This is a genomic window from Acetobacterium wieringae (genome assembly GCF_023700225.1).
Classification (GTDB): Bacteria; Bacillota; Clostridia; order Eubacteriales; family Eubacteriaceae; genus Acetobacterium; species Acetobacterium wieringae.
In genome coordinates this window covers 2,778,327-2,790,870 of sequence record NZ_CP097897.1, presented here as the reverse complement: position 1 = coordinate 2,790,870, position 12,544 = coordinate 2,778,327, and the positions used below count along the sequence as shown (strand labels likewise).

General features: G+C 43.6%; 17 protein-coding genes and 1 riboswitch. Of the genes, 15 read left to right on the top strand and 2 right to left on the bottom strand.

What is annotated here, in order from left to right:
• The 9 genes from CHL1_RS13675 to CHL1_RS13635 all read left to right on the top strand — a co-directional run bounded on the left by CHL1_RS13675 (position 1) and on the right by CHL1_RS13635 (position 5,637).
• Complete coding sequence (locus CHL1_RS13675; protein WP_070372436.1) at positions 1 to 303, top strand: BMC domain-containing protein; 303 nt, start codon at positions 1 to 3, stop codon at positions 301 to 303.
• A complete protein-coding gene (locus tag CHL1_RS13670) occupies positions 300 to 1,154 on the top strand; it encodes a nucleotide-binding protein (protein ID WP_250933459.1) in 855 nt (284 codons plus the stop codon). Before CHL1_RS13675 ends, CHL1_RS13670 begins: the two co-directional genes overlap by 4 nt.
• Positions 1,132 to 1,995: an ATP-binding protein gene (locus tag CHL1_RS13665; RefSeq protein WP_250933457.1), complete on the top strand. Its 864-nt coding sequence runs from the start codon at positions 1,132 to 1,134 to the stop codon at positions 1,993 to 1,995. Before CHL1_RS13670 ends, CHL1_RS13665 begins: the two co-directional genes overlap by 23 nt.
• A 61-nt stretch (positions 1,996 to 2,056) precedes the next feature.
• Entirely contained in the window at positions 2,057 to 2,416 is a 360-nt protein-coding gene (locus CHL1_RS13660) for a NifB/NifX family molybdenum-iron cluster-binding protein (RefSeq protein ID WP_070372439.1), read from the top strand.
• A gap of 207 nt (positions 2,417 to 2,623) precedes the next feature.
• Positions 2,624 to 2,992 carry a NifB/NifX family molybdenum-iron cluster-binding protein gene (locus CHL1_RS13655; protein ID WP_148636655.1) on the top strand — a complete coding sequence of 123 codons (369 nt, stop codon included), beginning with the start codon at positions 2,624 to 2,626 and terminating at the stop codon, positions 2,990 to 2,992.
• 38 nt (positions 2,993 to 3,030) lie between these two features.
• Complete coding sequence (locus CHL1_RS13650) at positions 3,031 to 3,402, top strand: DUF134 domain-containing protein (RefSeq protein ID WP_250933455.1); 372 nt, start codon at positions 3,031 to 3,033, stop codon at positions 3,400 to 3,402.
• Positions 3,403 to 3,437: 35 nt separating this feature from the next.
• Positions 3,438 to 4,331 (top strand): Mrp/NBP35 family ATP-binding protein, encoded by an 894-nt coding sequence (locus tag CHL1_RS13645; protein ID WP_250933453.1) that lies wholly within the window; start codon positions 3,438 to 3,440, stop codon positions 4,329 to 4,331.
• A 171-nt stretch (positions 4,332 to 4,502) separates the two neighbouring features.
• The gene (locus CHL1_RS13640; RefSeq protein ID WP_250933451.1) at positions 4,503 to 5,039 is read left to right on the top strand and encodes an ECF transporter S component; all 537 of its coding nucleotides are present in this window, start codon (positions 4,503 to 4,505) and stop codon (positions 5,037 to 5,039) included.
• A 10-nt stretch (positions 5,040 to 5,049) separates the two neighbouring features.
• Positions 5,050 to 5,637 carry a class I SAM-dependent methyltransferase gene (locus CHL1_RS13635; RefSeq protein WP_070372443.1) on the top strand — a complete coding sequence of 196 codons (588 nt, stop codon included), beginning with the start codon at positions 5,050 to 5,052 and terminating at the stop codon, positions 5,635 to 5,637.
• A gap of 107 nt (positions 5,638 to 5,744) precedes the next feature.
• On the opposite strand, the gene CHL1_RS13630 is transcribed toward CHL1_RS13635, so the two are convergent.
• Together CHL1_RS13630 and CHL1_RS13625 are read right to left on the bottom strand one after the other, a co-directional pair.
• Entirely contained in the window at positions 5,745 to 6,278 is a 534-nt protein-coding gene (locus tag CHL1_RS13630) for a type 2 periplasmic-binding domain-containing protein (RefSeq protein ID WP_250933450.1), read from the bottom strand.
• Positions 6,232 to 6,678, bottom strand: a complete 447-nt coding sequence (locus CHL1_RS13625; protein WP_250933448.1) for a LysR family transcriptional regulator — start codon at positions 6,676 to 6,678, stop codon at positions 6,232 to 6,234. Before CHL1_RS13625 ends, CHL1_RS13630 begins: the two co-directional genes overlap by 47 nt.
• Before the next feature lie 87 nt (positions 6,679 to 6,765).
• A riboswitch (cobalamin riboswitch) is annotated at positions 6,766 to 6,960 on the top strand.
• Between the two features lie 91 nt (positions 6,961 to 7,051).
• Here CHL1_RS13625 and CHL1_RS13620 point away from each other — a divergent pair.
• The 6 genes from CHL1_RS13620 to CHL1_RS13595 are packed head-to-tail and all read left to right on the top strand — an operon-like array spanning position 7,052 to position 12,444.
• Complete coding sequence (locus tag CHL1_RS13620; RefSeq protein WP_070372445.1) at positions 7,052 to 7,894, top strand: nucleotide-binding protein; 843 nt, start codon at positions 7,052 to 7,054, stop codon at positions 7,892 to 7,894.
• Positions 7,891 to 8,460, top strand: a complete 570-nt coding sequence (locus tag CHL1_RS13615; RefSeq protein WP_250933446.1) for a hypothetical protein — start codon at positions 7,891 to 7,893, stop codon at positions 8,458 to 8,460. The genes CHL1_RS13620 and CHL1_RS13615 overlap by 4 nt, the downstream gene beginning before the upstream one ends.
• On the top strand, positions 8,460 to 9,476 hold the full coding sequence (locus tag CHL1_RS13610) for a nitrogenase component 1 (protein ID WP_250933444.1): 1,017 nt from the start codon (positions 8,460 to 8,462) through the stop codon (positions 9,474 to 9,476). Before CHL1_RS13615 ends, CHL1_RS13610 begins: the two co-directional genes overlap by 1 nt.
• Before the next feature lie 37 nt (positions 9,477 to 9,513).
• The gene (locus CHL1_RS13605) at positions 9,514 to 10,602 is read left to right on the top strand and encodes an ABC transporter substrate-binding protein (protein WP_250933442.1); all 1,089 of its coding nucleotides are present in this window, start codon (positions 9,514 to 9,516) and stop codon (positions 10,600 to 10,602) included.
• Positions 10,603 to 10,636: 34 nt separating this feature from the next.
• Positions 10,637 to 11,674, top strand: a complete 1,038-nt coding sequence (locus tag CHL1_RS13600; protein ID WP_148636664.1) for a FecCD family ABC transporter permease — start codon at positions 10,637 to 10,639, stop codon at positions 11,672 to 11,674.
• Positions 11,671 to 12,444, top strand: a complete 774-nt coding sequence (locus CHL1_RS13595; RefSeq protein ID WP_148636665.1) for an ABC transporter ATP-binding protein — start codon at positions 11,671 to 11,673, stop codon at positions 12,442 to 12,444. The genes CHL1_RS13600 and CHL1_RS13595 overlap by 4 nt, the downstream gene beginning before the upstream one ends.
• Positions 12,445 to 12,544: the final 100 nt, after the last annotated feature.

Sequence of the window (12,544 nt, the reverse complement as noted above, 5' to 3'; positions counted from 1 at the left end):
ATGAAAACGCAATTGATTAATGGAGTATCCCAGGGAACCCTTGGTATTATTTCACGCAAAGTTGGCGACAAGAAAATCGTTGCGCAAATCCTTCAGAATGAGTTTACGGCGGTTGGTTTGTGTCAGGGGGATGTGGTCAGAATGCTGGTAGCCAGTGACATTGCCGAAAAAACGTCTGACGTTGTTGTCACTGAAATCTCAGGGGTTTGTCCACAACATATCATTTGTCTGGCAATTCTGGGTGATGTAACATCAGTGGAAGCAGCCTTGAAAGCCATAGAAAGTAGGTTGATGAGTAAATGAAATTAGCAGTGCTCAGCGGCAAAGGTGGAACCGGCAAAACGCTGGTAGCGGTTAATCTGGCAGCTGTGGCGAACAATTCCGTTTATGTCGATTGTGATGTCGAAGAGCCAAACGGACATTTGTTTTTTAAACCGGTCGAGATAAAGAAGGAAAAGGTCAGCATCAAAATACCTGTTGTTGACGAAGATCTTTGTCTGGGGTGCCGGAAATGTGTCGACTTTTGTAAATTCAACGCCCTCGCCGCCATTATCAACAAGTTAATTGTTTTTGATGATATTTGTCACTCATGCGGGGGTTGCATCATGCTTTGTCCGAGCCACGCTTTGACCGAAAAGGACAAGGTCATTGGAAAAATAAATAGCGGTATTTCCGAAGAGGTCAAGGTGATTTCCGGTATGTTAAATACGGGTGAAGCATCGGGAATACCCATTATCAAAGAACTGCTGAATAAAATAGCAGCCGAAGAAAAGATGACATTGATTGACTGTCCGCCTGGCAGTGCCTGCATTGTGATGGAAAGCATCCGGGACGTTGATTATTGTATTTTAGTGGCAGAACCGACAGTATTTGGCCTGCACAATCTGGCCCTGGTTTATCAGCTGGTGAAGCTGTTTAATAAACCCCATGGTGTTGTCATCAATAAATGGATGGCCGGTGAAAATCTGATTGAACAGTTTTGCAACGACAATCAGATCACGGTATTAAGTAAGATTCCTTTTGAAAGTGAATTGGGAGCAATTAATTCTGATGGGGAAATTGCGGCAAAAAGCGAAAAATACTATGGTTTATTCTCGGAGTTGCAAAAAACAGTCGTTAAGGAGGTGGAACATGAAACAGTTACTCATTCTTAGCGGTAAAGGTGGTACCGGAAAAACAACCCTAGCCAGTGCATTTATCAAGATGGCCCAGGCAAAAGTATACGCGGATTGTGATGTCGATGCGCCTAATTTGCATCTGGTTTTAAAGCAGTCGGTAAAGCCCCAGGTTAAAGATTTTTTCGGGATGCCAAAGGCCGAAATCAATCCAACGCTGTGTGCCAAGTGCCATCGCTGCCTGGAACATTGCCGTTTTGAGGCGATTTCAGTCAATGATGGCAGTTATCGGGTTGATTCGTTCGCATGTGAAGGCTGCGGTGTCTGTGAAATGGTTTGTCCAGTCCGGGCGATCACTCTAAAACCCCATATTGCCGGTGAACTGATGCTGTATGACAATAAAGACAGTCTCTTTTCCACCGCTTTGCTTAAAATGGGCAGCGGGACATCGGGGATGCTGGTCACCGAAGTGAAGAAGCAAATGAAAGCGGTTGATGTCGGTGCTGACTTGGCCATCATTGACGGATCACCGGGAATTGGTTGTCCGGTGATTGCATCGATCAGTGGGGTGGATTTGGTGCTGATTGTTGCGGAGCCATCGGTTTCCGGGATCAGTGATTTGGAACGGATCATTAAAACGGCACAGACCTTTCATACGAAAACCGCTGTCTGTGTCAACAAATTCGATACCAATTTGAAAAAAACTGAAGCGATTATTGCGTATTGTAAAGAACAGGGCATTCCCTATATGGGTAACATTCCTTATGATGAAAATGCTGTTAAAGCTATCAATCAGGGCTTGACCATTGTGGATATCGTATGTGATGCGGGCTTGGCTGCCCAGGAAGTATTTAACAAGACGATGCAAATAGTGTTATAAGTGAATACTTATGCAAAATTATTAAAAAATTGAACAAAATTAAAAAGAAAACGGAGAAGATATAATGAAAATAGCAGTAGCAAGTGATAATGGTATGGTTTCAGGACATTTTGGACATTGTGAGAGTTTTATGATTTATGATACAGTAGATGGCAAGGTGGTAAAAACTGAAGCAGTTCCCAATCCGGGGCATCGACCAGGGTTTTTACCCCTATTCTTAAATGATCAGGGCGTCAATGTCATTATTTCCGGCGGCATGGGCGGCGGGGCAGTTGATATTTTCAATGAAAAAAATATTGAAGTCATTACCGGTGCCCAGGGAAAAGCAGAAGATCTAGTTGATCGTTATTTGTTGGGAGAATTGAAATCTACCGGTTCGGTCTGCCATGAGCATCAACATCATGACGAGTGTGGTCAATAATATAGGTCAGTTAATTATTGCAGTACCTCCAAAACAACAAAATCTGGATTGATTCATAGGGTATCGTTTTATTTAAATGCCTTAAAAAGTATCGGTCAAATTAAGAACGTTATTGACATATGCTGTTAATGTATTATAATGTTTTTGTTAATCGCATATGTCAGTAACAATGCGAATCAATCCGTAACGATAATTTGGAGGAAGATTATGAAAATTGCATTACCAACGCGTGAGAATTATATTGATGGCCATTTTGGTCACTGTGAGTATTATACAGTGTTTACCATTGATGACAGCAGCAAAGAGATTTTAAGTCAGGAGATCATTGCCTCGCCACAAGGTTGCGGTTGTAAATCCAACATTGCCACGACGCTGGCCGAAATGGGTGTCAGTCTGTTGCTTGCTGGCAATATGGGTGAAGGGGCAGTCAATGTCTTGAGTCGTTCAGGCATCGAAGTGGTTCGGGGATGTTCCGGGGATGTCAAAGAAGTGGCATTGAGCTGGTTGGCCGGATCTGTAATGGATTCTGGCGAAATGTGTCATGCCCACGAAGCGGGCCATGAATGTCAGCACTAAGCCCTTATAAAAACAGTTTTGATAAGGAGTATTAAGCGATGTCCAGACCTGTAAAATGGAAAAAAGTCTGTTGTTTGCCGGAAACGGATTTATTTGGACCCCTTAACGCCAAAAATACAGAAGAGGGTGTCATTACGATGACGGTTGAGGAGTATGAAACCATCCGTCTGATTGACCTGGAAGGGCTGCTTCAGGAAGAATGTGCCGAAAGTATGCATGTGGCACGAACAACGGTTCAAAAAATATATAACGATGCCCGCAAAAAACTGGCCGATGCGTTGGTTAACGGCAATGTCTTAAAGATCGAAGGCGGAAATTACAAGCTGTGCGAAGAAGGCTTGGAAACCTACGGCTGCAGCCGCTGCCGCAAACGTCGGGGCAATGGCCGTTGCGATCAAACGCAGATTTAAAAGATCAAGCAAACAATTGAAAGAGGAGAATTTTTATGAGTGAAGAGTGTAGTCAATCCTGTGGGACTTGCGGCGAAGAATGTGCCGATCGAAAAGTTGATTTTTCCGAGCAGCCTCATGAACTAAGCAAGATAAAAAAAGTTATTGGTGTCGTCAGTGGCAAGGGTGGCGTTGGTAAATCGATGGTAACCTCGCTGATGGCGGTAAGCATGAAGCGACAGGGTTATAATACCGCCATTCTTGATGCCGATATTACCGGTCCGTCGATTCCCAAAGCCTTTGGCATCAAAGAAAAAGCCATGCCTTCAGAATTGGGATTGTTTCCGATCACCAGTAAAACCGGGATTGAAATCATGTCAATTAATCTGTTGCTGGAAAATGATACCGATCCGGTAGTCTGGCGCGGCCCGATTATTGCCAACACGGTTAAGCAGTTCTGGACCGATGTCATCTGGGGCGATGTCGACTATATGTTTGTCGATATGCCACCAGGAACCGGCGATGTGCCATTAACGGTATTTCAATCGCTGCCAGTGGATGGTATTATTATTGTCACCTCACCCCAGGAGTTGGTTTCGATGATTGTTGCCAAAGCCGTCAACATGGCCAAGATGATGAACATACCAGTAATTGGTCTGGTGGAAAACATGTCTTACTTTGAATGTCCGGACTGCGACAAAAAGCACTACTTATTTGGCGAAAGTCGGATTGAAGAAGTGGCCAAACAGTATGGCATCGATGTTGTCGCCAAAATGCCGATTGATTCTTCGCTGGCTGGCGGCTGTGATAAAGGGCTGATTGAGTTATTTGAGAATAATTGGCTGGATCCGATCGTTAAGACACTGGAAAAAAGTGAACAATCAGATCCGTTGTTCGTGCCGGAATTTGCCAATCAGGATGTCCCAGCTCAGACGGGGAGTCGAGTTTAATAAACCGTTTGTAAAATCATAAAAAACAAACTAATTATGACAAATGTTATTAATTAGGGTAAACTAACGTCAACTCAATCGTGTTATAAAATAAGCCAATAAGGCATATACTTCTTGAAAGAAGTTGTGTTTTGTTGGCTTTTTTTGAAAAAATTGAAAGCAGGTATTGTTATGAATCATTCAAAAACAAAAAATCTTGTAGGAACAGGTCTTTGTATGGCCTTAGGGCTCTTACTTCCTCAGTTGTTTCACGCCATTGGAGCTGGTACCGTATTTTTACCTATGCATATTCCCGTTTTACTTTGTGGTCTTTGCTTTGGGTGGCAGTATGGTTTGATCTGTGGGGTCATCACGCCCTTATTGTCTTCAATTTTAACCGGGATGCCGCCCATTTTTCCGGTGGGATTAACGATGATGTTTGAACTTGCGGCTTATGGCGCTTTAACGGGTCTTTTGTACCGGAAATTTAATTTGAATATCTATATTGCTTTAATTGGTTCCATGCTGGCAGGGCGCATCGTTTCAGGTCTTGCTTCGACTCTTTTTTATGGTATGGCGGGAAAAGAATACGGATTACAACTCTTTTTAACCGGAGCTTTTGTGACGTCGATACCCGGCATTATACTGCAAATCATCATTGTCCCATTATTGGTCATTGCTTTGGAAAAAGGTCGTGTTGTTACACAGCCGATAAAATTAAGTGCATAGGAGTGTTCCAATGAATCATTGTCAATCAACGAAAGAATATTTTAATAGCATTGCAAATAAGTGGGACACGATGTGCCATCATGATTCCGAAAAAATATCGGCAATTCTAACTTTGGCAAATATTAAGAAAGATAGTCGTGTTCTGGATATTGCTACCGGGACTGGGGTGCTGATACCGCATTTACTAAAGACGGAACCTACTGAAGTTAAGGCTATCGATCTTTCAGAATTAATGATCGCACAGGCGCAAAAAAATCATGATGACAATCAGGTTCGATTTCAAGTGGCTAATTTTTACGAGTTCGATCAAACTGGATTTGATTTTGCAATCGCCTATAGTGCATATCCTCACTTTTGGGATAAGGAAGGGTTTGTCCGGCATCTTGCTGAGAGTTTGAATTCTCAGGGTCGTTTTATGATTGCTCACAGTGAAAGCAAAGAAACAATTAATGGTAGACATTCTGGAGATCAAGTCCGAAAAGTTTCAGCTTCGCTAAAAGATGCGATGACCGAGTCCAATTACTTTAAAGCCGCATTTGATATTGACATTCTTGTTGATACGGATGAAATGTATATTATTTCCGGGAAAAAGAAATAAACCACAGTAATCCATTAGAAAACATTTCTTTGTCTGAATTAGAAGTTGCTTTTGTAAAAATGACCTGGATACAAGCTATATCTGTGATACAGTTTGTATCCAGTTTTTTAGATTGTCATACAATTTATTTTATTTTCTAGAGTAGCTATATAGCGTATCCCAATAGTGCTTAATGTGTGTTCACGGCGCATGATATAACCAGCGTGTAAAATCTGATTGTGTTCTGAAAACTCGATTGCCTGAATCTCGTTTAATTTTGAGTGCATCTTGTCACCATCACTGTTGGTCAGATCCGGACCGATACTGAAACAATCGGTGCCGCGAACCAGGGCGATTTTGGTGCAGCGGTCAATCACATGTATATTTTTATCGAGGATTTCATTGAACAAAATTTCTTCGGAAAAATGAAGCAGATTGTCGTCGCCCTGATCATAGGTTACAAAGGGGTAGGGTTTCAGCTCATCAAGAGTGAGTGAGTCTTTTTGGGCGAGGGGATGCAGTTTTCTAAGAAAAACATAGGATTTGATTTTCCCCAGAATATGAAAAGCGAGATTACTGGTATCCAAAAGCTTCTGCATCGTATTCAGGTAATGATCATTGATGCACATGACGCCGATTTCGCTGCGGCAGGGTGGCGACATCGTGGATGACCTCATGGGTTGGACCTTCCCGAATGGCAATATCATAGCGATCCAAGCCGATTTCATCGATGATCTTGATAAACGACATGGTCGAAAAGGGCAGCCGCTGGGTGGAGACGGAAAAGCGCATCGGGATCGATTTCTGATGCTGGTAACGTCGTTCCAGATATTCGGCCTGTTCGACGATATCCCGGGCATGGTTCAGATAATCCTGACCTTCATAGGTTAATTCAACGCCGCGACTGTTCCGCTTGAATAATTGAATACCCAGGCTTAGCTCCACTTCCTTGATTGCAGTCGATAAGGTGGATTGGGAAATATAAAGCGCTTTGGCTGCCGCCGAAATCGACTGATGCCTTGAAATTTCGATCATATATTTCATGTTTTGTAGTGAAATCATCGCGTTCCTCCGGTTTTTTATTCCTATACTATCAAAAATATTGATAGCTGGCAATTGGAAATTAGAAGACCTGGGCTAATTGTTTGAGCTTCTTACTTGTGATATAATACGTCTCAATTGAATAACAAAGTGTAGTATGAAAATCGGTTAAAATCCGATGCGGTACCGCCACTGTAAAAGTGAGCCGCTGTAAATTGATCAACACTGGAAAGAAATTTCTGGGAAGTTGTTACAGCCGGCGATGATCTTAAGCCAGGATGCTTCTATATTTTGTGATAACCAAGCCTAACGGATTATTGGGCGAGGAATTTATTTTTTATAATAAAACTCTTCTGTTTAATAATTCAGAAGAGTTTTTTTTATTGGAGGGAAAATGAATCTAGACAACAAACGGATCGCATTTTATGGCAAGGGCGGGATTGGTAAATCGACGATTGCTGCCAATGTATCGGCAGCGCTGTCAAAGGCTGGTAAAAAGGTCCTCCATATCGGCTGTGATCCAAAATCGGACTCGACCCGGATTCTGATGAAGCGACGGATTCCCACCGTCTTGAAAACACTCAAGGAAAAAGGGGAGCAGCTGAATCAAGCAGATATTTTGTTTACGGGGGTCTACGGTGTCACCTGTGTTGAAGCCGGCGGCCCGGAACCAGGGGTTGGTTGTGCCGGGATGGGTATTTCGGCGGTGATCGAGACCCTGGAAAAGCTGGACGTCTTTACGATGGACTGGGATCTGATTGTCTATGATGTGCTGGGTGATGTGGTCTGTGGTGGTTTTTCGATTCCGATGCGTAGGCAATGTGTTGATGCGGTTTATATTGTGACCTCGTCGGAATTTATGTCGTTGTACGCCGCCAATAATATTTTAAAGGGCATTGCGCACTACGAAACCCCGGCCCAAAAACTATTTGGCGGTTTTATCCATAATCGTTGGATGTCTCAAACCGATAAAGAGGTGGTTGATCAGTTTATCCAAATGACCGACAGCCGTCTGATTGCCTCAATTGAACAAAACCAGGCGATTAAGCTGGCCGAGTATCAAAGAAATACCATGATTGAGGCCGATCCTCAGGCTTCCCTTTCACAGGTTATTAAGACCTTGGGGAAGGATCTGTTTTGGGAGGTTCCAGCCTGTAATTCCCGTCCCCTTGATGATGACGCAATGGAAGCCCTCTTTGATTTTGTTTCCGCAAAGAACCAGGAAATCAGCAGATGAGCAGTATTACCATTGAAGCGTCGGTCTATAATTTAGGTGATATGGAATTGGCCAAACGAATTTTTGCGATACCGGACACCTTAGTAGTAGCCATCGGACCGCCAGCCTGTATTCGCATTTTATACTTCAGGGCTTTGGAATGTGGGCACTTGTCCAAGCTCAAACTCATTCCTATTAGTGCATTGGATTACACCTTTGGCGATTATCTGGAAAAAATCAAAGGAGTTGTTGCAGCGGCGTTACAAAAAACCTGCTATCAGGGTATTATTCTCTATGTTTCATGCCCCGATCTGCTTTGCCAAACTGATTTTGACAGGATGGTTCAGGAACTTGATAATCCCCGGCAGATACCGGTCGAGATTTTCAAACGTGGTCCCATGGAGAAACGAAAAACCAGCCCCTCCCAACGTTTGGATAAGATTGCAGTAAAAATCGCGGACTTTGTTAAGACCCAGCCGCTGGTATTCTCAAAAAATGAAGCGGTTTGTGAGTTGCCCCGCTGGCCGCAGATTATACGGGAGTACTTTCTTTATTCCCCGATGATCCGGCTGTTTGTCAGTTTTTGATGACCGGCTCCGGCTGCGCAAACTGTCCCAGTTCCATTGATAAATTGAATCACAATCCGTTTATTTTTTCCCGCTTTGATGACTTGCAGGCGGTTTATGGCTGCACAAATGACATCGGTGAAGCCATTACAAAGCACTTTCAAATGTACCACCAAACCAAAGAGAGTGAATTATTGCTATCCATTGGCACACCGGTTACCTATATGACCGGGATGAATGATCATTCTTTACAAGGCTGTGATCTGTTTACGACAACCGCTAGGATTGAGACCAACGGTTTTCAGACCGCCGAAGAAGGGGTAGCCAAGGCCCTGTTAAAAATCGCCAAAGCGACGCTTAAACAAGTTGAAACCCGCAAAAAACGGATCAATCTTATTGGCTATAATCCATTTTTATTTGGCAAAAGGCAACACTTTCATGAAATTGAAACCTGCCTGACATCCCTGGGCTATACGGTCTGCTTTCTCGGTTACGAGAGTCTGGATTCGTTTAAAACGGCAGCAGAAGCTGAGTTGAATCTCGTTTTTTCCAGGCACGGTCTGAGTTTGGCAAAATGGATGGCGGAGATGTTTGCAATACCTTATCATTTTGCGATGCCGATCGGCCTTGAAGGTTTTAATCAATGGCTGAAAGCCGTTGGCGCATTGTTAAAAACAGCGATCCCGGAATCCTATTACGTAAATAACGAGCCGCAGCCATTCCCGAACATTCGAGTGCTGCTACTGGGCGAAAATGAAATCCTGGATCAGCTTGAAACAGCGATCTCAAATGATTTTGGGATTCCAACCATTCGGGCAAGCAAAATTACGGATCAGGAATTATCGCAAATGACGGTTACCCACATCATTGCTGATCCGCTTTATCAAAATAGAATCAACATGATGTCATATCAATTTATTCCCATGCCCTATCCCAGCCTCAGCGGTAATACGTATATAGAGTTGGAGTATCAATACATGGGACAAACAGGCTATGCTTATTTAAAGCGTTTCTTTGTAAATGAAGTAACGGCTTAAATTAAGAATAAAATAAAAATACTGAGGAGTAGAAGAGATGAAAAAAAGAGTGTTATTGGTTATCTGTATCAGTCTGATTATGTGTATCGCCATGGCTGGCTGTGGCAGTCAGACCAAGGAGTCGGAAAGTAAAACACCCGAAAAACGGACAGCGGTAGTGGATCAAGGTGGTAATGAGGTGCAATTACCGGAAACCATCACCAAGGTTGCCATTACCCCGATTCCCTGGGCGTCAGCGATGTGGACCATTGACGGCGGCAGCGAGCGGATCGTATCGATTAATCCCAGCGCAATGGCTCAATATAAGGCCAGCTTCATGCCCACCCTTGATCCGGCTTTTGCCGCTATTTCAACCGCTGAAATCACCAAAGACTTTGCCATCAATATCGAAGCCTTGATGAACTTAAAGCCGGAGATCGCCTTTATCTGGAATGATCAGACAGCCGAAGCGGAACAATTAAAATCGGTTGGGATTACCCCGGTCATGCTGAATTATGCAGAAAACCTAGACGACTTAAAAAAAGATTTGCTGCTGGTTGGTCAGGTCTTGGGTAAAGAAGAAGCAGCTGAAAAACTGACGGCTTATCATACCGAAGTCGAAAATTATTTTATCGACAAAAAAGCAAAACTTGATACCGTGACAAAAAAGAAAGTGTTGTATTTACAGAACAGTAAACTCAGCGTGGCCGGGGCAAAAAATATCAATAATTATCTGCTTCAATTAACCGGTGGCGTCAATGTTGCATCCGGACTCGATAAAAAATGGTCAGAAGTGAATATGGAGCAAATTATGGAATGGAATCCGGAAATCATCTATCTGTCAAATTTTGATGAAACAATGCCAGAAGACCTGTATCAAAATAAAATAGAAGGTCAGGATTGGAGTAACATCGATGCAGTAAAAAATCACCGGGTTTATAAAACACCAGTCGGAATCTTGCGTTATGATGCCCCCTGTGTGGAAACACCACTGATGCTTAAGTGGATGGGAAGTATTCAACAACCGGAGTTATTTAAAGATTACGATCTCCGTAAAGATCTGAAAGCCTTTTATAAAGCGTTCTTTTCCTATGATCTGACCGATGAAAATATTGATACGATTTTGAAAGTCGATGCAAATAATTAAGTCGGCCAATCGCAAAATCAGAAAGTTGTTATAAATGTTAAAAAATATCAGTCTTAAAGAAAAACGCTTGAATTTTTCAGCTTTGCTGGTGCTGCTAGTCGTTATTTTAGGAGCCCTGGTGATTGTTTCATTATGCATGGGACGCTTTCCCATTTCAATACCAGAAGTCATCCATGTGCTGGCGGCTAACATTTTACCGCTGCCGCAAGTTGGGGACGCAAATGTGGAGAGTGTGGTCATGACGCTGCGTTTCCCCCGGGTAGTAGCAGCGATTCTGGTGGGTGGTTCATTGGCCTTGTCGGGGGCGGTGTATCAGGGGGTTTTTCAAAACCCCCTGGTTTCCCCGGATTTACTGGGGGTGTCTTCCGGCGCCTGTGTCGGAGCCGCCATTGCGATTTTAATCGGGATTGGCACCTTCGGTATTCAGATTGGCGCCTTTGTCGGCGGTATTCTGGCGGTGGCGTTGACAACAACGGCACCGAAGCTGATTAAAAACAGTTCCAATATGATGCTGGTGATGTCAGGGATTATTGTCGGGGGATTGATGAGCTCAATCATGGGGATCATCAAATATATTGCTGATCCGGAAACCGAACTGGCTGAAATAACCTATTGGCAGATGGGCAGTATTGCCAAGGTGTTGCCAAAGAGTATCCTGATGGTGGCACCGGCGATGATTGTGGCAATCATTATTATCATGATTCTGCGTTGGAAAATCAATGTGTTGTCATTAGGCGAGACGGAAGCCCGAAGCCTGGGGATCAATGTGAAAACCACCCGACGGATTGTCATTATCGGTGCCACCTTGTTAACGGCCAGTTCTGTTTGTATCAGCGGAACAATCGGCTGGGTTGGTCTGGTGGTGCCGCATCTGGGGCGATTGATGGTCGGCCCCAACAATATGAAATTATTGCCGGTTTCTTTCGTTTTGGGAGGAATCTTTTTGCTGATGATTGACACCATTGCCAGAACCATCACCAGCGCCGAACTGCCGCTGAGTATCTTAACCGGTTTGATTGGCGCGCCATTCTATTTTTATCTGTTAAAAAAAGAGAGGATGAATCTGTCATGAATTTAAGGATCGCTAAACTGGGCTTTGCCTATCCCAACGGCAAACAGATTTTTACAGAGGTTGATTTCAGTCTGAAAAAGGGCGAAATATTCACCATCTTGGGGCCCAACGGTGCTGGAAAATCGACCTTGCTGAATTGCATCGGCAATCTGAGTGAGCCGACACAAGGGGGAATCTTTTTAGAAAAGGATAATATTAAAGATTTGACACTGTGCCAGTTTGCTAAGCGGGTTGCCTATGTGCCCCAGATCCACCAGCCGACCTATGCCTTTACCGTTGAAGAATTTGTTGCCATGGGCCGAACCCCCTATTTAAGTGCCTTTAAAAAACTGGGGCATCAGGATCAGCGGATGATTGAAGAAGCCATGGAACTGGTCAGGATCACCCATCTTAGGAGCAAAGCCTATACGCAGATAAGCGGTGGGGAACGACAGCTGGTAACCATTGCCAGAGCCATTGCCCAGGAACCGGACTTTATTTTACTGGATGAACCCACCGCCCATCTGGATTTCGGGAATCAGATCAGAACCATGAAGCTGGTTAAAAAATTGTCGGATCGCGGCTATGGCATTATTATGACAACCCATAATCCGGATCAGGTGTTTTTTATTGGTGGTCGAGTCGGGGTGCTTAATCGCTCGGGGGTCTTTGAAATCGGCGTGGTGGATCAGTATTTATCCGAAGATTTGTTAAGCCGTCTCTACAATGAACCGGTCCATCTATTTTACTCAAATCAACTGCATCGTAATATCTGTACTGCTGGGGCTTAGATATTTAGATTTGGGGCAGGGATATGATTTTTATACTAATTTCACAATATGTTATTGACAAATGTTAATAATTAGGGTAAACTAACGTCAACTCAATCGT